We start from the raw sequence: 25,603 nt of genomic DNA, 5'->3' as shown, positions 1-25,603 counted from the left end.
GCCCTGCGGGCCCAGGGCAAGATAGACGGCAGAATATATATCGTGGCACTGCAATCGCAGGTGTGACGCGGCGCCGCCTGGTTCCGCATCGCGCGGCTCGCAGCAACCTCTCTTTGCCCGACAACGCCAAACGGCTGTGGATCGTTCAGCCGAGTTAACGTTATCCCGGCTTTGGCGGGGGCAGTTTCGCTGCGGACATGGACCTGCCGCCCCCCAGTTGCGATACTAACCTTCTGTTAAGGCTGTTGTCCTGCGGCTGCCGGGCCTTCGGCTGAGCTTAAGGAAGAAAGCCAAACCCATGCGGTCAAATCTTGCGTGATGAGTGACGCGGAATTCCAGATCCAGGCGCTCGGCGATGTCAGGCTGGCGGATCATGCGACGGGCGCCCTGCCGGCATGGCTGTGGGCGGCCGACGGCGCGCGGATTCTCTGGGCCAATCCGGTCGGCGCGCAGGTATTCGGTGCCGCCAACGGCGCCGAGCTGGCGAAGCGCGGCTTCAGCCCGGCCGATCCGCACCGCCGCCAGGTCGCGCGGCTCGGCCACAGCCTGAACGCCAATGGCGCGGTCCGCCTGGAGCGGCTGCGCGGCTTCGGCGCTGCGCCCGGCATGCTCGCGACCTGCGGCTGCGCCCGGATCGACCTGCCGGACGGCAGCCACGGCATCCTGATGACGGCGCTCAACGCGACCGGCCGCGGCATGCCGCTCGCGGAACGCCTGCAGCGGCTGCTGCAGGGCTTGCCGCGTCCGGCCGCCGCCTTCACCAGCAACGGACTGCTGGTCGCAACCAATGAGGCGGCGCGTACGCTGCCCGGCCTGCACGACCTCACCGAAGCCGGTCTCGATGCCGCGCGCGGTGAGGCGCTGGCGCAGGGCCGCGCGGCGGCGAGCGTTGCGATCGGCCGCGTCGTGCTGCAGCGGATCGGGCACGGCGCCGATCGCGCGCTGGTCGCGTTGATCAAGCCGGCGGCGCATCTCGCCGCAAGGCCGGCGCCGATCGTGCCTGCGCCGGTTGAGCCGGAGACGCCGGCGCGCGAAGCACCGGCTCCCGCAGCGCCAGCGCAGCAAGAGGCCATGGCCGTAGAGCCGCCGCCAGCACCTGCAGTTATCGAACAAGCCGTTGCGCATGACGAAGCGCCCGCGACGGCCAGCGCAGCACCGATCGCCTTGTTCGACGCGCTGGATCCGCAGTTGGAAGAGCGCGTCACGATCGAGCCGATCGTCAGCGCGGCTAAATCCGAACCTGAGAATGCTGCTCCATCTGCCGCGGCAGCAGAGGCGGCGCACGTAGAGGCGCCCGTCGAGACCGCAGCTCTCGACACCACGCAAGACGAAACAGCTGCCGCCGAGGAACCTCTGTCGGAAGCACTGATCGAAGTGCCGGACGGCGCGCAGATCGAAGAGCCTACGCCTCTTGCCCCGCCACTTGCGTCGGCAGAACTCACGCATTCAGAGCCGACGCCCGTCGAGACTGCACCTCTCGACACCACGCCCGACGAAAGCCCCGCCGTGGAGGAGCCGCTGTCGGAAGCGCTGATCGAAGCACCCGCTGAAGCGCCGGTCGAACAGCCTGCGCCTGATCTCGCAGAGACGGCACGCACGCACGCGCCGGAAATATCGGCGCCCCCGGCCGATCCCGCCCCCTCGCCTTATGCGATCGCGGATGCGCCCGCGCCGCCACCTGCCGCCGAGCCGGAGCCCGCGACATTGGCGCCGGTGCCACCACCATCATGGCTCGACGAGCCGTTGCCGGTGCGGCGCCATCCGCTGCGCTTCATGTGGCAGATGGACCATGAGGCCCGCTTCTCGCTTGGCTCCGATGAATTCACCCGCCTGATCGGCCTGCACACCGCGGCGGGCTTCGGCCGGCTGTGGAGCGACATCGCCGAGAGTTTTGGCCTCGATCCCGAGGGCCGCGTCATGCAGGCGTTCGCCAGCCATGACACTTGGAGCGGCATCACGCTGCACTGGCCAGTCGACGGTGGCGGCCGGCTGCCGGTCGAACTGTCCGGCCTGCCGGTGTTCGATCGTGCCAGGAATTTCGCCGGCTACCGCGGCTTTGGTGTGTGTCGCGACCTCGACGGGCTTGCGCGACTCGCCGCATTGCGCCGCTATGAGTTCTTCAGCGGCACGGTCGCGCCGCAATCGCTGTCGGCCGATGTCGCACCGGCGCCGCGCACCGTTGCGCCGCCCGGGCCCGCCGCGCCACAGGACAATCCTCCGCCGCACGCGGAGCCGCCGCCCGACACGACCGCAGCAGCACCACCCGAGGAATTGACCGAGCCGACAGCCGCAGAGACTTCACACCGAGCCGATCCGGATCACGCCGTGGAAACGCACGAGGAAACGCACGAAGTGCGTCACGACCCGCCACCGAATGTGGTGCCGTTCCGTCCCGCCGGCGACACCCGGCCGCCGTCGCTGACGCCGGTCGAGAACAACGCCTTCAACGAGCTCGCCCGTCAATTGTCGGCGCGGCTCGAGAACGAGGCCGGCCTCGCCGCGACGACGGACGACAGCGTGCCGGCCGAGCCGGTCGCCGAAGCGCCGCCCGCAAGCGAACCGCCGCAGCAAGCAGAGGCGCCAGCGCAAGAGGCGGTCGCGCAGCTGGAGACACCGGCGGAAACACCAAAGGCCAGCTGGCTGGCTGCGGCGGAGCCGGCGCCGCGCGCCGACTCCCGGCGCGACCGCGCGCTGCTCGATCTGTTGCCGGTCGGCATCCTGATCTACCGGCTCGACCGCCTGCTCTATGCCAACCGCGCCTTCCTCTCGCGCATGGGCCATGACAGCCTGCACGCGCTGGAAGCCGCCGGCGGCCTCGACGCGCTCTATGTCGAGCCCGGCGTCTCGCAGGCGAGCAGCACGTCGGGCACCGGCACGCCGGTGACGATCTCCGCGAACCAGAGCACCGAGCACGGCGCGCAGTCGGTGTCCGCCGAGGCGCGGCTGCACACCATCACCTGGGACGACGATTCCGCGCTGGCGCTGATCTTCTCGCGCACGCTGGACGAGGATGCCGCGATCGCCGCGGCGCTGTCCGAGCCGGAGCCTGTGGCCGCCGCCGAGCCGCTGCTTGCGCCGGCTGAGCCGCAGGCCGGCCACGCCGACGCCGAGGAGCTCGGCGCGATCCTCGACACCGCGGCCGAAGGCATCATCATGTTCGATGCCGAGGGCAACATCCATTCCTGCAACCGCAGCGCCGAGGCGCTGTTCGGCTATGACGGCGACGAGTTCGTCACCCGCAAGCTCGCCGATCTGTTCGCGCCGGAAAGCCAGCACGGCATCTTCGACTATCTTGCCAGCCTGAAATCGGCCGGCGTCGCCAGCCTGCTCGACCATGGCCGCGAGACGCTCGGCCGCGTCCGCCAGGGCGGCATCATCCCGCTGTCGGTGACGATGGGCCGCACCCGCGCCGATGGACCGAACTTCTTCGCGGTGTTCCGTGATCTGTCGCAAACGAAGAAGAGCGAGGGCGAATTGCGCGAGGCGCGGCGGCTCGCCGAACGCGCCGCCAACGCCAAGTCCGACATGCTGGCGCGGATCAGCCACGAGCTGCGCACGCCGCTCAACGCCATCATCGGATTTGCCGAGGTGATGATCGGCGAGCGCTTCGGCGCGCTCGGCAACGAGCGCTATGTCGAATACATGAAGGACATCCGCGCCTCCGGCGAGCGGGTGATCGCGATCGTCAACGATCTGCTCGACCTGTCGCGGATCGAGACCGGCAAGCTCGACCTCGCCTTCGCCAGCCAGAACCTCAACGAGATGGTGGAGAGCTGCGTCGCTGTGATGCAGCCGCAGGCCAACCGCGAGCGCATCATCATCCGCACCTCGCTCGCCCACACGCTGCCGCCTGTGGTCGCTGACGCCCGCGCGTTGCGCCAGATCACGCTGAACCTGATCGGCAATTCGATCCATCTCGCCAATGCCGGCGGCCAGGTGATCGTCTCGACCGCGCTGTCGGATTTCGGCGAGGTGATGCTGCGCGTGCGCGACACCGGGCAGAGTCTCAACGACAACGAGGTCGCCGCCGCGCTGGAGCCGTTCCGCGCCCCGACGCCATCAGATCAGGCCGGCTCCGGCGGCGTCAGCCTGTCGCTGACCAAGGCGCTGGTCGAAGCCAATCGCGCCAAATTCCAGATCCGGACCGGCGGCCGCACCGGCACGCTGATCGAGGTGACCTTCGCCCACGCCACAGCAAGGGCGTGAGCAGCGATCCGCCCTTCCCGCTCTTGCCGGCCGATTCCAGGACACTGCGAACATCTGTCGCGTCGGATCCGCGCGGCGCGGCATAGATCTTGCTGCGATTTGGCTTGTTTGAAATCATTGCCGTGCGGCCCCGCCCGTTTTCCGGGCATTCGGATTTCACCGATGCGCTGTCTTGTCGTCGCCGATCTGCATTACTCGTTGCCGCAGTTCGACTGGCTGCTGGCGGCGGCACCGCAATTCGATCTCGTGATCTTCGCCGGCGATGCGCTCAACCTCGGCTCGGCGGTCGATTTCCGCGCCCAGATCGTCGTCGTCACGAAATACCTGTCGCGGCTCGCCGATCTCACGCGGGTGATCTTCTGCTCGGGCAATCACGACCTCGACGAGCGCAACCCGGAGGGCGAGAAGATCGCGCGCTGGGTCGCCGGCATCAGGGGGTTCGGCGTCGCCTGCGACGGCGACAATCTGGCCATCGACGACACGCTGTTCACGGTGTGCCCGTGGTGGGACGGCCCGCTGGTCAAGGCGCGGATCGACGAGCAGCTTCGCGCGGCAGCCGCGGTGCCGCACCGCCGCTGGGTCTGGGTCCATCACGCCCCGCCGGCGGATTCGCCGACCAGCTGGGGCGGCAAGCGCTTCTTCGGCGACGCCGAGCTGCTCGGCTGGATCGAGCGCCACCATCCGGCGCTGGTGATCTCGGGCCATGTGCATCAGTCGCCGTTCATCCAGATGGGCTCGTGGTTCGACCGGATCGGACCGACCTGGGTGTTCAACACCGGCCTGCAGCCCGGCCGTCCACCGGTCTACATCGTGCTCGATCTCGCACAGGACAAGGCGTTCTGGCTCGCCGCCGGCGATGCGCAGATGATCGATCTCAAGGCGCCGCTGTCGCGGCCGGCGGCTCCCCTGCACGAGGCGCCGGACTGGCTCATATCCTTGGATCGGATTGCCGATCCGAGCCTGGCGCGACCTGCATCGGCGGCAGGTTGATCATGCTCTGCAACACCTCGCCGACCATCGCCAGATGGGTGCCGTGATCGGCATATTGGTGCATCAGGTCGGCAAGATAGGTCGTGGCGACATGAAGCCGTTGCGCCAGGAGCTGCGCGATCAGCAGCGCCACCTCCGGCTGCTCGCGCAGGAACGACGCCGCATCGTCGAACTCGTACAGGACGCAATCAGTGGCCGTGCGCACGTTGGCGCTGTGCGCCCGGTCGAGCAACACACTCATCTCGCCGAACACCGCGCCGGGCTCGTCGATCACGGCCACCAAGCTGTCGCCCTTGACGACTTCCACCTTGCCCTCGAGCAGCACGAACAGATGACCGGTCTTGCCGCCCTCCTCGATGAAATCCGTGCCCGCCGGCAGGCTGCGCCTGCGACCGCCGGTGCAGTGATCAAGGATCGCTCGCATGTTTCATCTCCGTCTCCGGTCAGACTAGGCAGAGATGCTGTCGCGTCAAACGGCATTAGCTGGGCGTTCTGCCCAAATTGTCGGCACGCCACCGCGTGACCCGCGGCGCGATCCAGCCCTTTGCGCGCGCCTCAGGCGGGCGCGTTATGCTTGACCGCCAGGAAATCGCCGATCGTATCGAGGAACAGTTTTGGCGATTGCAGTTGCGGGACATGCGCACATCCCGGAATGACCCTGAGCCTGGCTCTCGGCAGGCCGCCTGCCAATTCGTATGACATCGGCGGCGGCGTCGCCTCGTCATATTCGCCGACCACGACGAGCGTCGGTACAGTCACGCTGCGTAGTTCGGCACGAAGATCGAGGCTCGCCAGCGCGTCACAGGCCGCGCAGAACACGTTGAGATCGGTGCGCAGGAATGCGTCGCGGCGATCCTGCATCAGCGCGGGATGCTGTGCCTGGAAATCCGGTGCAAACAGCCGGCGCATTGCAATGTCGGTGATCGCGGCGAGCCCCTTCTCGCGTGAAACCCTGGCCATGTTGCGAAACGCCTCGCGGCCCGGCTCGGAGAACGCCGCACCGCTGTCGGCGAGGATCAGCCGGCTCGCGATCGCCGGGTGGCGGATTGCCATCTGCAGCGCGACGAACCCGCCATAACCGTTGCCGAGCACGATGGCCGGCGTGCCATCAGCCGCATCATGCACCGCGTCCGCCATCCGATCGGCGATCGCGGCGAGGCCACCACCCTCGACCGCGCTCGACCGACCGAATCCCGGTAGTTCCGGCACGATGGTCCGAAACGAGCGGGCAAGTTCCGGCACGATCGCATCGAAGCTCGCGCGATCCGACAGCAGCGAGTGAAACAGGACCAGCGGCGGCCCCTCGCCCGACTGGGCTGCGTTGACTGTGCGGTTGGCCAAAAGCCTGTCCATCGTCGCTCTCTTTCAAATCGTGCCCGAAATTCGCGCATTTGGGCTCCAAAGCGCCCCTGCGGACGATTGATAAATCAAATCACCCGGATTTCAAGGATTTCAGCTTGACGTGATATTTCACAGACTGCATTTTATTGGGCAGGAGACTCCAATAAAATGATCCTTCTCCGCGAGAATATCTACGAAAACCTGCGATCTGATATTTTATCGTGTCAGCTTGCTCCTGGCGATGAAATACGAGAGCAGGATCTGGCGGAGCGTTACGCGGTCAGCCGCCAGCCGGTCCGCGACGCCCTGCTGCGGCTCGAGCGCGAGCACCTCGTGACGGTGCAGCCCCGCCAGGGTTACCGGGTCAATCCGATCTCGCTGTCCGACGCCCGCGATCTGCTGCGCTTCCGCCTTGCGCTCGAGCCGGCCTGCGTCGCCGAAGCAATCGAGAGCGCGCCCGACAGCATCCTGAAATCACTCGATGAATTCCGTCGCTTCTCCGGCAGCCATGAGGACTTCATCACCTACAATCGCGGCTTCCACTCGGCGCTGGCGCACGCGTCGGGCAACCGCCGCATGGCGACCACGCTCTGCGACCTGATCGGCCAGGCCGATCGGCTGGTGCGCGTCAGCGTCTCCAATCTGAAGGGCCACGACCCGGCGAAGCTCGTGGCCGAGCATGTCGCATTGATCGACGCCATGCAGCGGCGCGAGGCACGCACCGCGGCCCGCATCATCAAGGCTCACATCGCGGCGACCGAAAAGCGCGTGCTGCCGGCACTCAAGCGCAACGCCGTCATCGTCGAAGAGAGGTCATCATGAACATTCCGTCGAAGCCCGCGACGATCGACGTCGAGATCCACGGCAACTTCATCGACGGACGCGAGGTCGAGGCCGGAGACGGCGAGATGCTCGACGTCCGCAATCCCGCGACCGGCGACGTCATCGCCCGGATTCCGAATTCGACCGCCGCGGATATCGACCGTGCGATGAAGAGCGCTCGCGCTGCATTCGAAGGCAAGGCGTGGGGCGGGATGGACACGAGGGCGCGCGCCCGGCTCGTCAACAGGCTCGCCGACGCGTTCGAGGCCAATCTCGACACGCTGTACCGGCTGGAGACATTGAACAACGGCCGTCCGGTCAACGAAACCCGCGCGCAGCTGTCGCGCCTGCCGGATTTCTTCCGCTACTTCGCCGGACTGGCGCTGTCGCGCCGCGATTCCGTCATCCCGGTCGAAGGCGCGTATCTGAACTACACCCTGCGCACGCCGATCGGAATCGTCGCCAACTGCACGCCCTTCAATCACCCGCTCATGATCCTGTGCAAGTCGCTTGCCGTCGTGCTGGCGACCGGATGCGTCACCGTTGTCAAGCCGTCGGAATACACGCCGCTGACGACATTGAAGCTCGCCCAGATCTTCAGCGAGGCCGGACTGCCTCCCGGCGTCTTCAACATCGTGCTTGGCCTCGGCCAGAGCGCCGGCAAGATGCTCGCCGAGCATGGCGACATCGACAAGCTTGTGCTGACCGGCGGGACCGAAGCCGGCCGCATCGCGGGCAGCGCCGCGGCGAAGGTGTTCGCGCACCAGACCATGGAGCTCGGCGGCAAGACGCCGGTGATGATATTCGACGATTTCGACGTCGACCGCGCCGTTAACTATGCCGCGTTCGGGGCCTTCATCGGCGCCGGCCAAACCTGCGTTTGCGCGTCGCGCCATATCGTGCAGGCCTCGATCTACGACGAGTTCGTCGAAAAGCTGCAGGCCAAGACCCGCACCATCCGCATTGGCGATCCGTTCGATCCGAACACGCAGCTTGGGCCGGTGATCTCGGCACGCCAGCGCGACCGCGTTCTCAGCTATGCGCGCTACGGTCATGAAGACGGCGCGCGGCTGCTCACCGGCGGCGTGGCCGCAAAGGTCGCGGGCCACGACAACGGTTATTTCGTCGAACCGACCGTGTTCGCCGACGTCAAATCCGACATGCGGATCTTCCAGGAGGAGGTATTCGGTCCCTTCACCTCGGTGACCCCCTTCAAGGACGAGGCCGACGCGCTCCGGCTCGCCAACGATTCGCCCTTTGGCCTCGCCGCCGCCATTCGCACCCGCGACGTCGCGCGCGCGCATCGCGTGGCCGCCGCGGTCAAGGCCGGGATCGTCTGGATCAACGATCACCACCGGCTCGATCCGGCCTCGCCCTGGGGCGGCGTTGACGATTCCGGCATCGGCCGGGAATGCGGCACCGAGAGCTTCGACGACCATTTCAACACCAAGAGCGTGATGGTCGCGACCCACGAACAGCCGTTCGATTGGTACCGCGACACGGCCAGCCAGCGCCGGTTGAACTAGCCGCAGTCGAGCAAAGCGGCAAACCGCCCACAGATGGCGGGCCGCATCACCGAGGAAACAGTCAAGGGGAGAGCGCATATGTCGACATCGGTCAATGCCGGGAGCCGCCTCGATCGGCTACCGATCGGACCATTCCACCGCCGGATCATGATCCTGATCGGGATCGGAATGTTCTTCGACGGTTTCGACATCTATATCGCCGGCACCGTGCTTGGCGTGACGCTGAAGACCGGATTCTCGACGCTCGCCCAAAACGCCGCGTTCATCTCCGCAACCTTCGTCGGCATGATGCTCGGATCTTTCGGCACCGGCTTCCTCGGCGACCGTTACGGACGGCGTTTCACCTACCAGTTCAATTTGCTGCTGTTCGGCATCGCGTCCCTGGCGGCGGCGCTTGCGCCAAACATGGCCTTTCTGATTGCCTGCCGTTTCGTGATGGGCGTCGGTCTCGGCGCCGAAAATGTTGTCGGCTATTCCACCATGACCGAGTTCGTGCCGGCCCGGAGCCGCGGGAAGTGGCTCGGCTTCACCGCCGTCTGTGTCGTGACCGGCCTGCCCATCGCGCTGCTGGTCGCATCGGTCGTCGTCCCGCAATTCGGCTGGCGCGCGATGTTCGTGCTGGGCGGCGTCGGCGCCTTGATCGTCTGGTACCTGCGCAAGTCGCTGCCGGAGTCGCCGCGCTGGCTGGAGGCGGTAGGACGCACCGCCGAGGCCGAGGCGCTGATGCAGGCGATCGAGAAGGAAGCTTCCCAGGGTCAGCCCTTGCCGGCGCCCGCGGCTGCAACGCCGGCACCGGTGTCGCCCGATCTCGCCACGCTGTTCGCTGCGCCGCTGCTGTCCCGCATGATCGTCGGCGCGGTATGCCTGATTACCATCAATACGCTGCTTTACGGTTTCGTGACCTGGCTGCCGGTGTTCTTCATCAAGCAGGGCCTGTCCGTCGCGACCTCGTTCGGCTACTCGCTGCTGATGGCGCTTGGCGCGCCGATCGGCTCGGCGATCGGCGCCCTGACCGCCGACCGCTGGGGCCGCAAGCCCACGATCATCGGCGCATCGCTGATATCGATCATCCTCGGCGTCATCTATCCGATGATCTCGGATCCATTCCTGCTGCCGGCCGTCGGCTTCGCGCTGACCGTGCCGATCTATGTCTTGGTCGCACTGTTGTTCGGCATCTATATTCCCGAACTGTTCCCGACCGAGGTGCGGCTGCGGGCATCCGGCATAGTCAACACACTCGGTCGAGGTGCCACCATCGTGACACCATTCCTGGTCGTGATGCTGTTCGAAGCGCGCGGCGTCGCCGGCGTGATGGCCCTGATGATCGGACTGCTCATCGTGCAGATCATCACCGTATGGGCGCTCGGCATCGAGCCGCGGCACCGCAGCCTCGAGGAGCTCAAGGGCGAGGAATCACCATCCGCAATTCCGCAGGAGGCTTCGTGACACGGAGCGACCTTTCTCGCTACAGGCTTTGACGGCGCGGGTTACCCGCGCCGTCGCGTCACTCCCACATCTCCGGCGTGACACGCCCGGCGAAGCCGCAGTCGATGACCTGCTCCTGCGGATTGCGGTCGACGATCAGCCGCAGCAGGTCGGGGCGCGAATAATGGCCGCCGATATCGCACAGCGCCTTGGCGGCGAGCACGGCCTCCCGCGAGCCGTCCGCGATCAGGATGGTCTCGCCCTGCGCCGGACCTGCGATGACCTCGCCGCGCGGATCGATGATGACGCTGTCACCGCTGTACTCGATCGTCGATAGTTCGCGGTAACGTTCCGGCGTGATTTCGTGCGAGCGCATGCCGCCGACCGCGATGACGTAGCAGCCGGCTTGCGAGGCGAACGCTCGCGACAGCAACAACTGCCGCGGCCAGAGCGGCGTCGGCGACGGTGGCGCCACCGCGGGCTCCCGCCCCGGCCACGCCGCGACGTGAATCTGCGTTCCCTGCGCGGCCAGAGCATAGCCGGGCAGCATCGCGTTGTGCTCCCAGCAATTGAGGCCGCTGATCCGGCCATAGGGCCGCTCATGCACGCGCAGGCCCGCCGCGTCGCCATCGGCCCACACCGAGCGCTCGTTGAAGGTGGGCTTCAGCTTGCGATGGCGGCCGAGCAGCCGTCCCTCGCGGCCGATGAACAGCAGCGTGCAGTAGACCGTGCCCTTGGTCACGGCATCACGTTCGGCGACGCCGATCACGACATCCAGTCCCGCGGCCTCGGCGGCGGCGCAGAGCCGATCGGTCGTGGGCGAGGGAATCTCGACCGCGTTGTCGAGATATTCGGCCATCGCGCGAAACGTGTTCGGCCCGGTCGGCGCGTGACAGAAGAAGGGATAGCCGGGCAGCCAGGTCTCGCCGAAGGCGGCGATCGTCGCGCCCATGGCGCCGGCCTCGCCGATCAGGCGGCAGGCCTTCTCCAGCGAAGCGTCGCGATCGAATTGCACCGCGGCGGCCTGGACCGCCGCGAGCCTGAAATGCGTGTCGGATGTCATGATTGTGCCCGCGTCAGTCGACGCCCTTGCGGGCAGCGTCGAGCGCGCCCGCAAGCAACTCCAGCGCCTTGACGCGCCGCCGTCGCGCCAGACGCGCCTCGCCGACCTTGCGCTCGTGCTCGCCGGCGATGAAGGCCTGGATGTCCGGCAGCGGACGAATGACGCCACGGCTGCCCCACTGGCCGTCGGGGATCTCGGTCGGAAACACCCAGACCTGCGGCGCCACATCCTCGAACGAACCGCCGGCAGCGCGCACCACCGCGTCGGTGACGTCCTTCACCAAGGCCGCGCGCGAGGCTTCGGTGTACTGCCCCTCGGGGACCGTCGGGACGATGCGAAATCGTGGCGATGGCGATGGCTGGCCCGCCACATAAACGGCGGCCGGCCGATGCAGGAAGACAACGGTGACGCCTTGCGCAACCTTGTTCGCCGGATCGAACCCCTCGTGGCCGATCAGGATATCGCCGAGCTCCTTGATGAGCCGCGCCTCCGCTTCCACCTTCAGGGCTCCTTCGGGAATTGTCACGTCGATCATCGGCATTGAGGCGACCTCCTGTTGTTGACAGGACGAGGTCTATGCGCGGCGTGCTCCTTGCAGCAGTGGCAGTATCGCCATTCTCAGGGCAAATTCGGACACGGCCTTCTCAGCTAGCGGGGGCCCTGCGCACGAACCGACGCTGGTATTCGCGGGGCGAAAGCCCGGTTTCGCGCTTGAACAGACGACGGAAGGTCGACAGATCGTTGTAGCCGACGCGCCCGCTGACCGCGTCGAGCTTCAGCCGCGTGGTTTCGATCAGGCGCTTGGCGACATCCACCCGCAGCGCCTGCAGATATTGCAAGGGCGCCTCGCCGACCGCCAGCTTGAAGCGGCGGTTCAACGTCCGCTCGCTGACCGAAAGGTCGCGGGCCAGCCTGGCCAGACTGAAGCCCTGTTGCAGCGACTTCTCCATCATGCTCTGCGCCCGCGCCACCAGCGCGTCGGAGTGCTGCGTGTCGCGCGCGCGGCTGGCATAGGGTGCCTGCGAGACGCGATTGCTGTCGATCAGCATCAGCTTGCCGGTCTCGGCGGCTACGTCGGCACCGGCGAATTTCTCGACCAGCCGAAGCGCGAGATTGAGCGAGGTGGTCACCGCGCCCGAGCAGACAATGCGGTTCTGCTCGGTGAGGATCTCGGCGACGCGCAGATCCACCGCCGGGTAGCGCATCGCGAATGTCCGTCCCTTCGCCCAATGGGTGGTCGCAACCCTGCCGTCGAGCAGGCCGGCCTCGGCGAGGATGAAGCTGCCGGTGCAATAGGACGCGAGCAGGGTACCGCGCTCATGCTGCCGACGCAGCGCCGCGAGTAGCGGCTCGACGGTATCGAGCCGCGCGAAGAAACGTTCGATATCGCCGACGAACGGTCCCGGGATCACCACCGCGTCTGCCGAAGACCGCGCACCGATCGGCCCATCGACGCCGATGACCTGGCCTGACGCCGTGTGGACCGGTCGGCCACTCAAGGACTCGACGCGCCACCGCAGCTGCGACGGCGTGCCGCTGCGACGTCGCGGTCGCCGCGACGTCACCGAATTGGCGGCGGTGAACACGTCGACAATCCCCGCCACGCCCGAAGCGAGGATACCGTCATAGACCCAGATCCGGATGAGTGGCATGGCCCGTGTCCGATTTTGCACAACATGGCGCAATTCTGCCATTGCATGGACGACCGGACAAGCGGGCGGCGGGCGCCGAATGCGCCGCGCCGTGTGGCTGCCCGACGGGAAACTCAGCAAAAAACTGTCAACCCGGACAAACCATGTCGCGAAAATGCGGGCGTATGACTCACAAGCCGTGCCGCACACTCACCGTCGTCCCGGCGAAGGCCGGGACCCATAACCACCGACGCGAATTGTCATGCGCGATTGCAACGACGAGTCCCGCCTGCAACATCCGCCGCGGCGTATGGGTCCCGGCCTTCGCCGGGACGACAGATGTATATGCGGGCCGTTCGCCGTGCGCCCTATTCACATCGCCCGCGCAAATCTGCGAAAGCCCGGCGCGCCGGTCATCGCCTCGAAGGCGGCGTCGCGCTTCTCTTCGGCGAAGGCGAAGCCGGCCCTGGCGTAGCAGCGTTCGGCGGCGTCGTTGCCGATCAGGAACGAGATCGATGCCTGCGTGTAACCGGCCGCCTTGCCGTCGGCGAGTGCGCGGCGGATCAAGTCCTGCACCAGACCGCCGCTGCGATGGGACGCTTGTCGGGCGACATGCTCGATCAGCCAGTCGCCCTCGCCGCCTTGCACCCAGCAGTTACGGGCATAGCCGCCGCGCGCGACGATGGCATCGGCGTCCATGCCGGTCTCTGCTGCGACTTCCTCGATCGCCGCACGTGCGGCGAGGACGGTTCCGGATGCCGGAATCGCGCACAGCGCGGCAGCCGGCACGCCATCGACTTCAGCAATCAGGAAATGGGCGACGTGATACCATGACCGCACCCGCGCCACGGCGAGCCGTGTCATGAACGCCAGGCATTCCGCCTCGCCCCGGTCGAGCGCGATGTCGAACCAGCCGCGCGGCAACGGGCCGCGCTGCGCGGCCAGGACAATGCGGGCGATGAAGCCGGCGTCATCGGATCGTGCGGGACGGATCGAGGATCGTCCCGCGCCGATCATCTCAGGTGTTCTTCAGCGCGACGCGGAATTCGGCCTCGGTCTTGGCCTTGACCTCGTCGAGCGTGACGCCGTCGGCGAGCTCGATCAGCGCCATGCCGTCCTTGCCGTGCTTGTCGATGGTGAACACCGCAAGATCGGTGACGACCATGTCGACCACGCGCTCGCCGGTCAGCGGCAGGTTGCACTGCTTGAGCAGCTTGGGGCCGTCCTTGGCGGAATGCTCCATCACGACCACGACGCGCTTGACGCCGGCGACGAGGTCCATGGCGCCGCCCATGCCCTTCACCATCTTGCCGGGGATCATCCAGTTGGCGAGGTCGCCGTTCTGCGCCACCTGCATGGCGCCAAGGATCGACAGATCGATATGGCCGCCGCGCACCATGCCGAAGGAATCGGCCGACGAGAAATAGCTGGTCGAGGGCAGCTCGCTCACGGTCTGCTTGCCGGCGTTGATCAGGTCGGCGTCGACCTCGTCCTCATAGGGGAACGGGCCCATGCCGAGCATGCCGTTCTCGCTCTGCAGGCTGACGTCGATGCCGTCGGGGATGTAGTTCGAGACCAGCGTCGGGATGCCGATGCCGAGATTGACGTAATAGCCGTCGCGCAACTCCTTGGCGGCGCGGGCGGCCATCTGTTCACGGGTCCAGGCCATGTGGCTCTCCTGAAGGATTATGTTTTAGGCGGCGGGCCGCGGACGGGTGTTGCGGAACTCGATCCGCTTCTTGCCGGTCCCGACCTCGACGATGCGCTTGACGAAGATGCCGGGGGTATGGATGTGGTCCGGATCGATCTCGCCGGCCGGCACCAGGTGCTCGACCTCGGCGACGGTGACCTTCGCCGCGGTGGCCATCATCGGGTTAAAGTTGCGCGCGGTCTTGCGGTAGACCAGATTGCCGGCGGTGTCGCCCTTCCAGGCATGGACGATGGCGACGTCGGCGAACAGGCCGCGCTCCATGATGTACTTCTCGCCGTCGAATTCCTTCACTTCCTTGCCTTCGGCGATCAGCGTGCCGACGCCGGTCTTGGTGTAGAAGGCCGGGATTCCGGCGCCGCCGGCGCGGATGCGCTCGGCCAGCGTGCCCTGCGGGTTGAACTCGAGCTCGAGCTCGCCGGCGAGATACTGTTGGGCGAACAGCTTGTTCTCGCCGACATAGGACGAGATCATCTTCTTGATCTGGCGGGTCTCCAGCAGCCGGCTGAGGCCGATGCCGTCGACGCCGGCATTGTTGGAGACGACGGTGAGGCCCTTGACGCCGGACTCGCGGATCGCGTCGGACAGGGTCTCGGCGATGCCGCAGAGGCCGAAGCCGCCCGACATGATCATCATGCCGTCCTTGAGGAGACCATCGAGTGCCGATTTGGCGTCGGGATAAACTTTGTTCATGCAGCGAATACCTGATGGAGGGCGGAACGGCTGTGGCAAAGCGGATTATTAGGCGAAATCTTCGCAATGCGTCAATCACGGCCCGGTGCGGCGACGGGCGGCGGCCCGCGGCAGCAACATGGCCTTGAAAGCGACAAGAAAACCCTTCAAGTTGCGTGGGTTGGCAGGGGCCTCCGGCGAGAGCCCGCTGTGTTCGACGACGACCCGACAAAATTCAACCCGACCCGGATATGTCATTGACGATGGCCCAAGGAATTAAGCGCCTGGGGATGCCGATCGCGGCGCTTTTCGGCCTGGCGCTGGTCGGGCTGGTCGGAACGTCGTGGTTCCTCAACCGGGACGCGCTGCAGCGCGCGGTGGAGGCGCAGATCCGCGCCGTGACCGGGCTCGAACTGGTCGTCAACGGCCCGATCGACGTCTCGGTTTTTCCGGGCAGCTACGTCTCCTTTCATAATGTCGGGCTGAAGGGCGCCGATACCATCGGTCCCGCCCTGCAGGTCGACGTGCTGACCGCCAATCTGCGCCTGCTGCCGCTGTTGCTGCGGCGGTTCGAGATTGCCGACGTCATGATGCTCCGTCCCCATATCCATGTGGTCCGCGACGGCGCCGGCGAGAGCAACTGGACGCCGTTCGTCGAGACCATCGCCAAGGCGATGACGCCCGGCGCCGAGAACCAGGTGTCGTTCTCCGAAATCCGGATCCAGGACGGCGAGCTGAACTACCAGGACGGCACCAACAACATCTCCGAGCAGCTCGGCGATATCGACCTGTCGCTGGCCTGGCCCTCGATCTCGCGTTCCTTTGCCGCAACCGGCCAGTTCGACTGGCGCGGCGAACGCGTCGACGGCTCGATCAGCGCCAGCGACTTCGTCGCGTTGCTGTCGGGCGACCGCTCCGGCCTGAAGGCACGGCTCGCCAGCGCGCCGCTGAAAGTTGCTTTCGACGGAACCGTCGCCAACCGCACCAGCCTGATGATGGAAGGCGTCGCCACCATGGACTCACCGTCGCTGCGCAACGCGTTGCGCTGGATGGGACAGGCCCCGCCCGGCGGCGGTGGCGGCTTCGGCCGCTTCGCGCTGAAGGCCCGCGCCAATGTGGTCGGCGGCTCGGTCGCGCTCACCAATGTCAATGTCGAGCTCGACGGCAACGTCGCCGAGGGCGTGATGACCTACGCCAATAACGGCCGGCAGACGCTGCAGGCGACGCTTGCCGCCGGCAACCTCGATTTCACGCCTTACATCTCGACGTTCCGCCTGCTGGCCAGCGGCCAGCGCGACTGGAACAGGCAGCTGTTCGACCTTTCCTCGCTGTCGTCGACCGATCTCGACATGCGCCTGTCGGCGGCCAAGGTCACGGTCGGCCCGTCCAAGCTCGGCCGCACCGCGTTCGGCGCCAATCTGCGCGGCGGCGCGCTGGCGCTCAGCGTCGGCGAGGCGCAGATGTATGGCGGCATCGCCAAGGGCTCGTTCGCGATCGCGCGCTCGGATGCGGTCGCCGACGTCAGGGCGCAATTCCAGTTCACCGATGTCGATCTGCAGGCCTGCGCCAGCGAATTGTTCGGCATCAACAAGCTGTCCGGCCGCGGCAACCTGAATGTCTCGCTGACCGCCTCGGGCTCGAGCCCGTTCGGGCTCGCGTCGTCGCTCGACGGCACCGCGACGCTGAATGGACATGACGGCGCGATCGCGGGCTTCAATGTCGAGCAGCTGTTGAAGCGGCTGGAGAAGCGGCCGCTGTCCGGCGGCGGCAATTTCCGCTCCGGCTCGACGCCCTACGACAATCTCAGCATCTCGGTGAAATTCGCCGACGGCGTCGCGACCGCTGACGACATTCATGTCGAAAGCCCCACCGCGAAGATCACGCTGACCGGCACGGCCTCGGTGCCGTCGCGCGAATACGATCTCAAGGGCGTCGCCAGCCTGACCTCGGCATCGGCCGGCGGCAACGGTTTCGATCTGCCCTTCGTGATCCAGGGGCCGTGGGACGATCCGCTGATCTTCCCCGATCCGGAAAGCCTGATCCGCCGCTCGCCGGCCTCCGCTCCGCTGCTCGATGCGGTGAAGGATCGCAAGACCCGCGACGCGGTGCGCTCGGTGATCGAGCGCTTCACCGGCGGAGCCGCGCGGCCCGCGGCGGCGCCCGATGCTGCGGCAGGCGCGCCCGGCGGCGCACCGGCGGCGTCGGCCGAGAATGCGAAGTCAAACTGATCGAATCCATTCACTTTGCGCATCGATGCACCGGGACCGATCCACGCGCTCGCCGCAAACCCCTACACAAGTCGGCGGCGCGACATCTTTATCGGGTCACGGGCATGCGCTAGTGTTTTCTCCAACCGGTTAAAAAGCCGGCCTCATGAGGGAGAATAACGTGAGATCCAAGGTTATCGGTGCGCTATCAATTGCGGTCGCCGCGGTCGGCCTGTTCGCCGCAACTGCACCCGCTCTGGCCCAGGGCAAGACGATCACCGTCTGGTGGGGCAAGGGATTTTACAAATCCGAAGACGACGCGCTGCTTGAAACGATCAAGAAATTCGAAGCCAAGACCGGCATCAAGGTCGAACTGTCGCAATACGCGATCCAGGACATGATTCCGAAGACGGTCGCCGCGCTCGATTCCGGCACCGTGCCCGACGTCGCCTATTCGGACACCTACGATGTGCAGGCCCAGGGCAAATGGGCCTATGAAGGCAAACTCGAGGATCTCTCCGACATCCTGCTGCCGATGAAGGACGCGTTCGCGCCGAACACGCTGGAGACGGCGCTGCTCTACAACGACGTCGCCAAGAAGAAGGCCTATTACGGCTTCCCGCTGAAGCAGCAGAGCATGCACGTCCAGATCTGGGGCGACATGCTGGAGAAGGCCGGCTTCAAGGCCGCCGACATCCCGACCAAGTGGGAGGACTACTGGTCGTTCTGGTGTGACAAGGTGCAGCCGGCGATCCGCAAGGCGACCGGCCAGCGCATCTACGGCGTCGGCCAGCCGATGGGCGTGGAATCCACCGACTCGTTCCAGTCGTTCTACACCTTCATGGACGCCTATCACGTCAAGCTGGTCGACGACGACGGCAAGCTGCTGGTCGACGATCCCAAGGTCCGAGACGGATTGGTCCACGCGCTGAAGGACTACACCGACACCTACATCAAGGGCTGCACGCCGCCCTCCTCGACGACCTGGAAGGATCCGGACAACAACGTCGCCTTCCACAACAAGACGATCGTAATGACCCACAATTTCACGATCTCGATCGCGGCGAAGTGGTTCGAGGATTCCACCAACCCGGCGCTGACCGACGCGCAGCGCGCCGCCGGCAAGCAGGCCTATGAGCAGGACATCATCACCGCGTCCTTCCCCAAGGCACCGGACGGCTCGACCATCAAGTACCGCTCCGACGTCAAGACCGGGCTGATCTTCGCCAACGCCAAGAACAAGGCGGAAGGCAAGCAGTTCATCGCGTTCCTGATGCAGGAAGACAATGTGCGGCCCTATGTCGAGGGCGCGCTCGGTCGCTGGTTCCCGGTGACCAAGGCCAGCCAGGCGAGCCCGTTCTGGCAGGCCGACCGGCACCGCAAGGCGGTGTGGAATCAGTTCACCGGCGGCACCGCGCCGTTCGACTTCACCAAGAACTGGAAGTTCACCATCCTGAACAACGAGAACGTCTGGGCCAAGGCCATGAACCGCGTCGTCAGCGAGAAGGTGCCGGTGGACAAGGCCGTCGACGAACTGATTGCCCGCATCAAGCAGGTCGCGGGGTAACATCAACGATGACCGGCACTGCCGACACTTGCTCCGCGTCGTCCCGGCGAAAGCCGGGACCCATACGCCGAGGCAATAATTTGGGAGCAGGCTGGTCGACGGCTTTCTGGCAACGGCCGGGCCCTGTGGTTATGGGTCCCGGCCTTCGCCGGGACGACGACGTAGGCGACATCGACGACGTAAGCGACATCTTAGAGTAACCGAATGGCGATCACACTCTCCGCATCCGATGTCCCCTCGCCGCCGTTGTCGGCGCGGCTGTCGCCGCCGCAGGTCTGGGGCATCGTGCTGCTCGCGCCCTATCTGCTCGTCTTCCTCGCCTTTGTGGTCTATCCGGTCGGCTACGGCCTGTGGCTGGCGCGCCATCCGGCGAGCTATGTCGCGCTCTATCACGACCCGATTTTCGCGCGCGCGGCGATCAACACGCTGATCTTCCTGGTCATCGGCATCAACATCAAGATGCTGATCGCGCTGTTCCTGTCCGGCTTCTTCGCCCAGCAGCGGCCCTGGATCAGGTGGCTGTCTGTCATCTTCATCCTGCCCTGGGCGGTGCCCTCGATCCCGACCATCCTGTCGGTGCGCTTCATGCTCAATCCCGAATGGGGCGTGGTCAACCAGTTGATCTTCAAGTTCACCGGCGACGACGGCCCGAACTGGCTGAACGATCCATCGGTCGCTTTGGCGATGGCGATCGGCGTGCACATCTGGAAGTCGCTGCCGTTCTGGACGCTGATCCTGCTGACCGGACGGCTCGCCATCTCGCACGATCTGTACGAGGCCTCCGACGTCGACGGCGCCAATTGGTGGCAGAAATTCCGCTACATCACCTGGCCGTCGATGCAGACGCTCTACGTCACGTGCACGCTGCTCTCGATGATCTGGACGCTCGGCGACTTCAACAGCGTCTATTTGCTCACCGGCGGCGGGCCCGCCGACCTCACCCATGTGCTGTCGACGCTCGGCATCCGCTATCTGCGCCTCGACCAGCTCTCGCTGGCGATGGCCTCGATCGTCTGCGCCATGCCGTTCGTGCTGCCGCTGGTCTATTTCATGATGAAACGGTTGTCGCGATGAAGCTACCCACCCTCCGCGAAGTCGGTACCGAGGCCAAGCTGCTCCTGATCGGCATCCCGGTCTTCATCTGGACCATGATTCCGATCTACCACATGTTCGTGTTCGCGATCTCGCCGAAGGAGGACGCGTTCACCGGCAAGCTGTGGCCGACGCATCCGACGCTGCACAATTTCTCGATCGTGTTCCACCAGCAGCATTACTTCCTGCGCGACTTCTGGATCCAGTTCTGGAATTCGACCGTGATCGCGCTCGCGGTCGGTGCGCTGACGCTGTTCGTCGCCACCGCCGCCGCGTTCTCGATCTCGCGGCTGCGCGTGCCGGGCGGCCGCGCCGTCATGAACTTGGCGCTGTTCACCTACTTCATTCCGGCCGCGTTCCTCGCCGTGCCGATGTACCGCACCATGGGCAATTACGGCCTGCTCAACAATCACTGGTCGCTGATCCTCGCGATGGTGACGATCGCCGCGCCCTACGCGATCTGGGTCTTGAAGCAGGCCTCCGACAAGCTGCCGGTCGAGCTCGACGAGGCCGCGACGATGGACGGCGCCACCACACTGCAGCTGTTCCGCCTGGTCTATGTGCCCTTGATGATGCCGTCGCTGGTCGCGGTCGGCACCTATGCGATCCTGCTCGCCTGGAACGAATATCTCTACGCGTTCCTGCTGCTGTCGAAGGACACCGACATCACGCTGCCGGTTGCGCTCGGCAACTTCCTCGCCGCGGACGACTCGCCGTGGGAGCTCCTGATGACCACCGGCTTCATCTACGCGCTGCCGCCGGCCGCGGTCTATTACGCCTTCAAGCGCTACATGGTCGGCGGGCTGACGGCAGGCGCCGTCAAGTCGTGACGCGCTGTCATTCCGGGATGGTGCGCTAGCACCAGACCCGGAATCTCGAGATTCCGGGTTCGATGTTTCACATCGCCCCGGAATGACGGAAATTACAGCGGCGCGGCGCTCTCGCCGCGCGCGCTCGACAGTTTCGAGGCGAACGAGGCAATCACGATGATCACGGCAATCAGCGCGATCCCCAGCGTGCAGATCGCGTTGATCTCGGGTTTCACTCCGAGCCGGACCTCGGAATAGATCCGGATCGGCAGCGTCGCCGAACCCGGGCTGGCGGTGAAGCTCGCGATCACGACGTCGTCGAGCGACAGCGTGAAGGCAAGCATCCACCCCGCCACGATCGCCGGCACGATCAGCGGCAGCGTCACCAGGAGGAACGCCCGCACCGGATCGCAGCCGAGGTCCATCGCGGCCTCCTCCAGGCTGCGGTCGAGCGTGGCGAGGCGCGACTGCACCACGACCGTGACGAAGCACATCGTCAGCGTGGTGTGGGCGATCGTCACCGTCCAGAACCCGCGCTCGGCATTGAGCGCCACGAACAAAAGCAGCAGCGACAGGCCGGAGATCACCTCGGGCATGACCAGCGGCGAATACAGCATGCCGGAGAACAGTGCCCGGCCCCGGAACCGCTCGCCGCGCGCCAGCCCGATCGCCGCCAGCGTGCCCAGCAGTGTCGCCAGCGTCGCCGACACCGCGGCGACCGACAGGCTCATCCACGCCGCTTCCAGCATGGCGCGGTCGCCAAAGAACTCGCGGTACCAGCGCAGCGACCAGCCGCCCCACACCGTCACCAGCCGCGAGGCGTTGAACGAGTAGATCACGAGGATGACGATCGGCAGATAGAGGAACGCCAGCCCGAGCGCCAGCGACGTCATGTTGAAGCGGGTGAGCCTGGTGAGCCTGGTGACGGGGCGCGCCATCAGCTGTTGGCCTTGAGCTGACGCCGCTGCAGGCGATCGTAGAGTACGAGCGGCGGCACCAGCAGCAGCAACAAGGCGACCGCGGCGGCCGATGCGACCGGCCAGTCCTTGTTGGTGAAGAACTCGAGCCACAGCGTCTGCCCGATCATCAGCGAGTTGGAGCCGGCGAGCAGATCGGGGATCACGAACTCGCCGACAACAGGAATGAAGCAGAGCAGCGCGCCGGCGCCGATGCCGGGCAGCGACAGCGGGAATGTCACCAGCCAGAACGCCTGCAACGGCGAGGCGCCGAGATCGCCCGCGGCCTCCAGCAGCGACGCGTCCATCCTGGAGAGCGTCGCATAGAGCGGCAGGATCATGAACGGCAGATAGGAATAGACGATGCCGAGATACATCGCGCTGTCCGTCGACAGCCAGACCACCGGCGCGGACACGATGTGCAGCGCCAGCAGAACCTGGTTGAGCAGGCCGTCATGCTGCAGGATGTTGATCCAGGCATAGATGCGGATCAGGAACGAGGTCCAGAACGGCACGATGACCAGCATCATCGCCACGCCCTGCCAACGCTGCGGCAACCGCGCCATGCCGTAGGCAATGGGATAACCGATCAGGAGCAGGATCAGCGTCGCGGTCACCGCGACGACGAGGCTGCGCAGATAGGACAGGATGTAGAGATTGTCCGAGATCAGCAGGCGGAAATTGTCGAACGACAATTGCGCGAACGCCGCGGCCAGCGCCGCGCGGCCCTCAGTGAACTCGAACACCGGCGTATAGGGCGGCTGCGCGATCGCGGTCTGCGACAGGCTGATCTTCAGCACGAAGCCGAACGGCACCAGGAAGAACAGCACCATCCACAGATAGGGCGCGATCGCGGCGAACCGCGCCGGCCGGGCGAAGATGCGGCGCGCGCTCATTGTTCGAGCACCAGGCAATCGTCGGCGGTGAACCATGCCACCACACGCTGGCCGGCGAGATAGGCATCTACATCGAGCCGCGCGGTGTTGGCCATCGACGCGCGCACCACCGCGCCCGTCTCCAGCTTCACCCGGTAGCTGGTCACGCCGCCGAGATAGTTGACGTCGGTGACGACGCCCTCCAGCCGGTTGATCGCCTGCGACGCGCCGCCGTCCGTTGCCGGCGCGCGGCGCGACAGCTTCACCTTCTCGGGGCGGATCGCGACGGCAACGACCTGCCTGGTCACCGGCGGCCACAGCTCGCTGACCGCCAGCCTGCCCGCATCAGCCGTCGCGACCGTCAGGCGCCCGTTCTCGCGGGACGTGACCTCGCCGTTGAACAGATTGATGTCGCCGACGAACTCGGCGATCCAGCGCGAGGCCGGCGCCTCGTAGAGATTGCGCGGGGTGGCGACCTGGACCAGACGGCCGGCATCCATCACCCCGATGCGGCCGGCCATCGTCATCGCCTCCTCCTGGTCGTGGGTGACGATGATGAAGGTCATGCCGAGCCGGCGCTGCAACTCCATGAGCTCTCCTTGCGTGCTCTCGCGCAGCTTCTTGTCGAGCGCCGCGAGCGGCTCGTCGAGCAGCAGCACCTGCGGGCGCCGCGCCAGCGAGCGCGCCAGCGCGACGCGCTGCCGCTGTCCGCCGGAGAGCTGGTCGGGCTTGCGCTTCTCCATCCCCTCGAGCTTGACGAGCGCCACCATCTCGGCGACGCGGGCCGCGATGTCGGCGCGCGCCATGCCGGCGCGCTTCAGCCCGAAGGCGATGTTGTCGCGCACCGACAGATGCGGGAACAGCGCGTAGTTCTGGAACATCATGTTGACGGGCCGCTCATGCGGCAGCACCTGCGCGATGTCGCTGCCGCCAAGCAGGATGCGGCCCTCGTCCGGCGTCTCGAAGCCGGCGAGCATGCGCAGCAGCGTGGTCTTGCCGCAGCCGCTCGGGCCGAGCAGCGCGAAGAATTCGCCGGCGCGGATATCGAGCGAGAGCTTGTCGACCGCGCGGAAATTGCCGAACGACTTGGCGACACCCTCGATCCGCAGCAGCGGCATGTCCGGGACGGCCGGTTCAGGCAACGGCCTTGCCGCCTCCGCACTCGCTTCGCCCGATGTCACGTCCGTCAGCCCCGATTCCCCGTAAGGTCCGATTCTGGCGGCAAGCTAGCGGCGGATCGCCACCGGCTCAACCGCCTCACGGACATCTCCCGCAATATTGTCGGCGTCCGCACCTCTGCTAGACTTCGCAGTCAAATTCGAGGGGCAACCGATGATTCACGACCGCTACGGCCTGCCGCTGACGACGAGCTCGGACCGCGCCGCCGCCTACTATGTCGACGGCGTCGATCGCATGCTGGCGGCGCTGCATGGCGCCGATGCGGCATTCGAGGCGGCGATCGCCGAGGACCCCGATTTCGCATTGGCCCATATCGGCCGTGCCCGCGTCCACCAGCTCAACATGGAAGGCGCCAAGGCCCGCGCCAAGGCGGCCGATGCACGGCAGCTGGCCGCGGCCGCAAGCCCGCGCGAGCGCCAGCACATCGAGATCATCGCCTCAGTCATCGAGGGCCAGGGCAAGAAGGCGATGGCAGCGGCCGAACAGCACCTTGCCGAATATCCGCGCGATGCGCAGATCCTCTCGCTGTTGCTCGGCGCCTTCGGCCTCTATGCGTTCTCCGGCCGGCCCGACCATGACTCGGCGCGGCTTTCGATCTGCGAGCGCTACATCAGCGACTATGGCGACGACTGGTGGTTCCTCACCTATCTCGGCTGGTCGAAGACCGAGGCCGGCGATATCGTCTCGGGCCGCGCCATCACCGAGCGCGGCTATGCGCTGAAGCCGGAGAATGCCGGGGCGGCGCACGCGGTGGCGCATGCGCTGTTCGAGCAGGGCAATGGGGCGGAAGGCCGCAGCTTCCTCTCCGCCTGGCTGCCGGCGAATGATCGCACCAGCTTCCTGCAGGGCCATCTCGCCTGGCACCTCGCCTTGATTGCGATCGAGGAAGGCGACGCCGACAGCGCGCTCGACATTTACGAGCAGCACATCAAGCCGGCGGGCCGCCCCTATCCGCCGCTCAATATCTTCACCGACACGGCCTCGCTGCTGTGGCGGCTGACGGTCGCCGGCAAGACCGGTCTCGAGCAGCATTGGAAGGATGTCGCCGCCTATGGCGACGGCTACTTCCCGAAGGCCGGCGCGCATTTCGCCGACGTGCACCACGCGCTCGTCGCAGCCACGACCAACAACGACGCGCTCGAGGCGCGGCTGGTCGAGATGGCCACGCGCGACGCCGACGGCAGACTGGCGCCGGGCCCCGCGGCGATCGGGCTCGGCCGCGGGATCGCGGCCTTCGCCGCCGGCGATCACGACGACGCGGTGCGCATCCTTGCGCCGCTGATGCCAGAGCTGGTGCGAATCGGCGGCAGCCATGCGCAACGTGAATTGTGGGAGGACACCTTCATCGTCGCATGCCTGCGCGCCGGCCAGGGCCAGCAGGCAACGAGCCTGATCTCGGAGCGGCTGCATCGCCGTCCGTCCCGGCGCGACCTCGCCTGGTCACAGGAGGCGGCCCGGCAATAGCCGCTGCTGGAGCTCTCCTCCTTCCCTGAAAGGGGGAAGGTCGGGATGGGGGTCGGCCACGAACGACACC

General features: G+C 66.3%; 21 protein-coding genes. 10 read left to right on the top strand and 11 right to left on the bottom strand.

Annotation, left to right across the window (positions count from 1 at the left end; all coding sequences use genetic code 11):
• The first annotated feature begins 318 nt into the window (after positions 1-318).
• Both J2R76_RS33025 and J2R76_RS33020 read left to right on the top strand, forming a co-directional pair.
• Positions 319-4,206: a PAS domain-containing protein gene (locus J2R76_RS33025; protein ID WP_253625412.1), complete on the top strand. Its 3,888-nt coding sequence runs from the start codon at positions 319-321 to the stop codon at positions 4,204-4,206.
• 162 nt (positions 4,207-4,368) lie between these two features.
• Entirely contained in the window at positions 4,369-5,196 is an 828-nt protein-coding gene (locus J2R76_RS33020; RefSeq protein WP_253625411.1) for a metallophosphoesterase, read from the top strand.
• On the opposite strand, the gene J2R76_RS33015 is transcribed toward J2R76_RS33020, so the two are convergent.
• Both J2R76_RS33015 and J2R76_RS33010 read right to left on the bottom strand, forming a co-directional pair.
• Positions 5,135-5,620: a Crp/Fnr family transcriptional regulator gene (locus J2R76_RS33015; protein ID WP_253625410.1), complete on the bottom strand. Its 486-nt coding sequence runs from the start codon at positions 5,618-5,620 to the stop codon at positions 5,135-5,137. The two genes, J2R76_RS33020 and J2R76_RS33015, sit on opposite strands and share 62 nt — an antisense overlap.
• A 131-nt stretch (positions 5,621-5,751) precedes the next feature.
• Complete coding sequence (locus tag J2R76_RS33010; RefSeq protein ID WP_253625409.1) at positions 5,752-6,549, bottom strand: alpha/beta fold hydrolase; 798 nt, start codon at positions 6,547-6,549, stop codon at positions 5,752-5,754.
• Positions 6,550-6,705: 156 nt separating this feature from the next.
• On the opposite strand from J2R76_RS33010, the gene J2R76_RS33005 reads away from it, so the two are divergent.
• The 3 genes from J2R76_RS33005 to J2R76_RS32995 all read left to right on the top strand — a co-directional run bounded on the left by J2R76_RS33005 (position 6,706) and on the right by J2R76_RS32995 (position 10,331).
• A complete protein-coding gene (locus J2R76_RS33005) occupies positions 6,706-7,359 on the top strand; it encodes a GntR family transcriptional regulator (RefSeq protein ID WP_076829643.1) in 654 nt (217 codons plus the stop codon).
• Positions 7,356-8,885 (top strand): aldehyde dehydrogenase, encoded by a 1,530-nt coding sequence (locus J2R76_RS33000; RefSeq protein ID WP_253588862.1) that lies wholly within the window; start codon positions 7,356-7,358, stop codon positions 8,883-8,885. Before J2R76_RS33005 ends, J2R76_RS33000 begins: the two co-directional genes overlap by 4 nt.
• Before the next feature lie 78 nt (positions 8,886-8,963).
• Positions 8,964-10,331 (top strand): MFS transporter, encoded by a 1,368-nt coding sequence (locus J2R76_RS32995; RefSeq protein WP_253625408.1) that lies wholly within the window; start codon positions 8,964-8,966, stop codon positions 10,329-10,331.
• Between the two features lie 58 nt (positions 10,332-10,389).
• On the opposite strand, the gene J2R76_RS32990 is transcribed toward J2R76_RS32995, so the two are convergent.
• The 6 genes from J2R76_RS32990 to J2R76_RS32965 all read right to left on the bottom strand — a co-directional run bounded on the left by J2R76_RS32990 (position 10,390) and on the right by J2R76_RS32965 (position 15,405).
• Positions 10,390-11,373, bottom strand: a complete 984-nt coding sequence (locus J2R76_RS32990) for a carbon-nitrogen hydrolase family protein (RefSeq protein ID WP_253625407.1) — start codon at positions 11,371-11,373, stop codon at positions 10,390-10,392.
• Between the two features lie 13 nt (positions 11,374-11,386).
• Positions 11,387-11,914 (bottom strand): Tautomerase enzyme, encoded by a 528-nt coding sequence (locus tag J2R76_RS32985; protein WP_253588859.1) that lies wholly within the window; start codon positions 11,912-11,914, stop codon positions 11,387-11,389.
• A 103-nt stretch (positions 11,915-12,017) separates the two neighbouring features.
• Positions 12,018-13,025: a GlxA family transcriptional regulator gene (locus J2R76_RS32980; protein WP_076829629.1), complete on the bottom strand. Its 1,008-nt coding sequence runs from the start codon at positions 13,023-13,025 to the stop codon at positions 12,018-12,020.
• 351 nt (positions 13,026-13,376) lie between these two features.
• Positions 13,377-14,021 (bottom strand): GNAT family N-acetyltransferase, encoded by a 645-nt coding sequence (locus J2R76_RS32975; RefSeq protein ID WP_253625406.1) that lies wholly within the window; start codon positions 14,019-14,021, stop codon positions 13,377-13,379.
• Between the two features lies 1 nt (position 14,022).
• A complete protein-coding gene (locus J2R76_RS32970) occupies positions 14,023-14,673 on the bottom strand; it encodes a 3-oxoacid CoA-transferase subunit B (protein WP_018268725.1) in 651 nt (216 codons plus the stop codon).
• Positions 14,674-14,697: 24 nt separating this feature from the next.
• Positions 14,698-15,405, bottom strand: coding sequence for a CoA transferase subunit A (locus J2R76_RS32965; protein ID WP_016842309.1), 708 nt, complete (start codon positions 15,403-15,405; stop codon positions 14,698-14,700).
• Between the two features lie 242 nt (positions 15,406-15,647).
• On the opposite strand from J2R76_RS32965, the gene J2R76_RS32960 reads away from it, so the two are divergent.
• The 4 genes from J2R76_RS32960 to J2R76_RS32945 all read left to right on the top strand — a co-directional run bounded on the left by J2R76_RS32960 (position 15,648) and on the right by J2R76_RS32945 (position 21,080).
• Complete coding sequence (locus J2R76_RS32960; protein WP_253588857.1) at positions 15,648-17,612, top strand: AsmA family protein; 1,965 nt, start codon at positions 15,648-15,650, stop codon at positions 17,610-17,612.
• 160 nt (positions 17,613-17,772) lie between these two features.
• Positions 17,773-19,158: an ABC transporter substrate-binding protein gene (locus J2R76_RS32955; RefSeq protein WP_168855444.1), complete on the top strand. Its 1,386-nt coding sequence runs from the start codon at positions 17,773-17,775 to the stop codon at positions 19,156-19,158.
• Between the two features lie 204 nt (positions 19,159-19,362).
• Complete coding sequence (locus J2R76_RS32950) at positions 19,363-20,232, top strand: carbohydrate ABC transporter permease (RefSeq protein ID WP_026191797.1); 870 nt, start codon at positions 19,363-19,365, stop codon at positions 20,230-20,232.
• A complete protein-coding gene (locus J2R76_RS32945) occupies positions 20,229-21,080 on the top strand; it encodes a carbohydrate ABC transporter permease (RefSeq protein WP_057019024.1) in 852 nt (283 codons plus the stop codon). Before J2R76_RS32950 ends, J2R76_RS32945 begins: the two co-directional genes overlap by 4 nt.
• 92 nt (positions 21,081-21,172) lie before the next feature.
• Here the strand turns inward: J2R76_RS32945 and J2R76_RS32940 are convergent, their stop codons facing one another.
• From J2R76_RS32940 to J2R76_RS32930, 3 genes are read right to left on the bottom strand one after another with little or no spacing between them, the layout of a single operon-like run.
• Positions 21,173-21,997: an ABC transporter permease gene (locus J2R76_RS32940; RefSeq protein WP_253625405.1), complete on the bottom strand. Its 825-nt coding sequence runs from the start codon at positions 21,995-21,997 to the stop codon at positions 21,173-21,175.
• Entirely contained in the window at positions 21,997-22,911 is a 915-nt protein-coding gene (locus J2R76_RS32935; protein ID WP_253625404.1) for an ABC transporter permease, read from the bottom strand. The genes J2R76_RS32940 and J2R76_RS32935 overlap by 1 nt, the downstream gene beginning before the upstream one ends.
• Entirely contained in the window at positions 22,908-24,008 is a 1,101-nt protein-coding gene (locus J2R76_RS32930; RefSeq protein ID WP_253626107.1) for an ABC transporter ATP-binding protein, read from the bottom strand. The genes J2R76_RS32935 and J2R76_RS32930 overlap by 4 nt, the downstream gene beginning before the upstream one ends.
• 295 nt (positions 24,009-24,303) lie before the next feature.
• Between J2R76_RS32930 and J2R76_RS32925 the strand changes: the two genes are divergently transcribed.
• A complete protein-coding gene (locus tag J2R76_RS32925; protein WP_253626106.1) occupies positions 24,304-25,533 on the top strand; it encodes a tetratricopeptide repeat protein in 1,230 nt (409 codons plus the stop codon).
• The last annotated feature ends 70 nt before the right edge of the window (positions 25,534-25,603 follow it).

Source organism: Bradyrhizobium sp. USDA 4532 (genome assembly GCF_024171315.1).
Lineage (GTDB): Bacteria > Pseudomonadota > Alphaproteobacteria > Rhizobiales > Xanthobacteraceae > Bradyrhizobium > Bradyrhizobium australafricanum.
The sequence above is the reverse complement of the archived record's forward strand: the minus strand, read 5'-3'. Positions and strand labels throughout refer to the sequence as shown.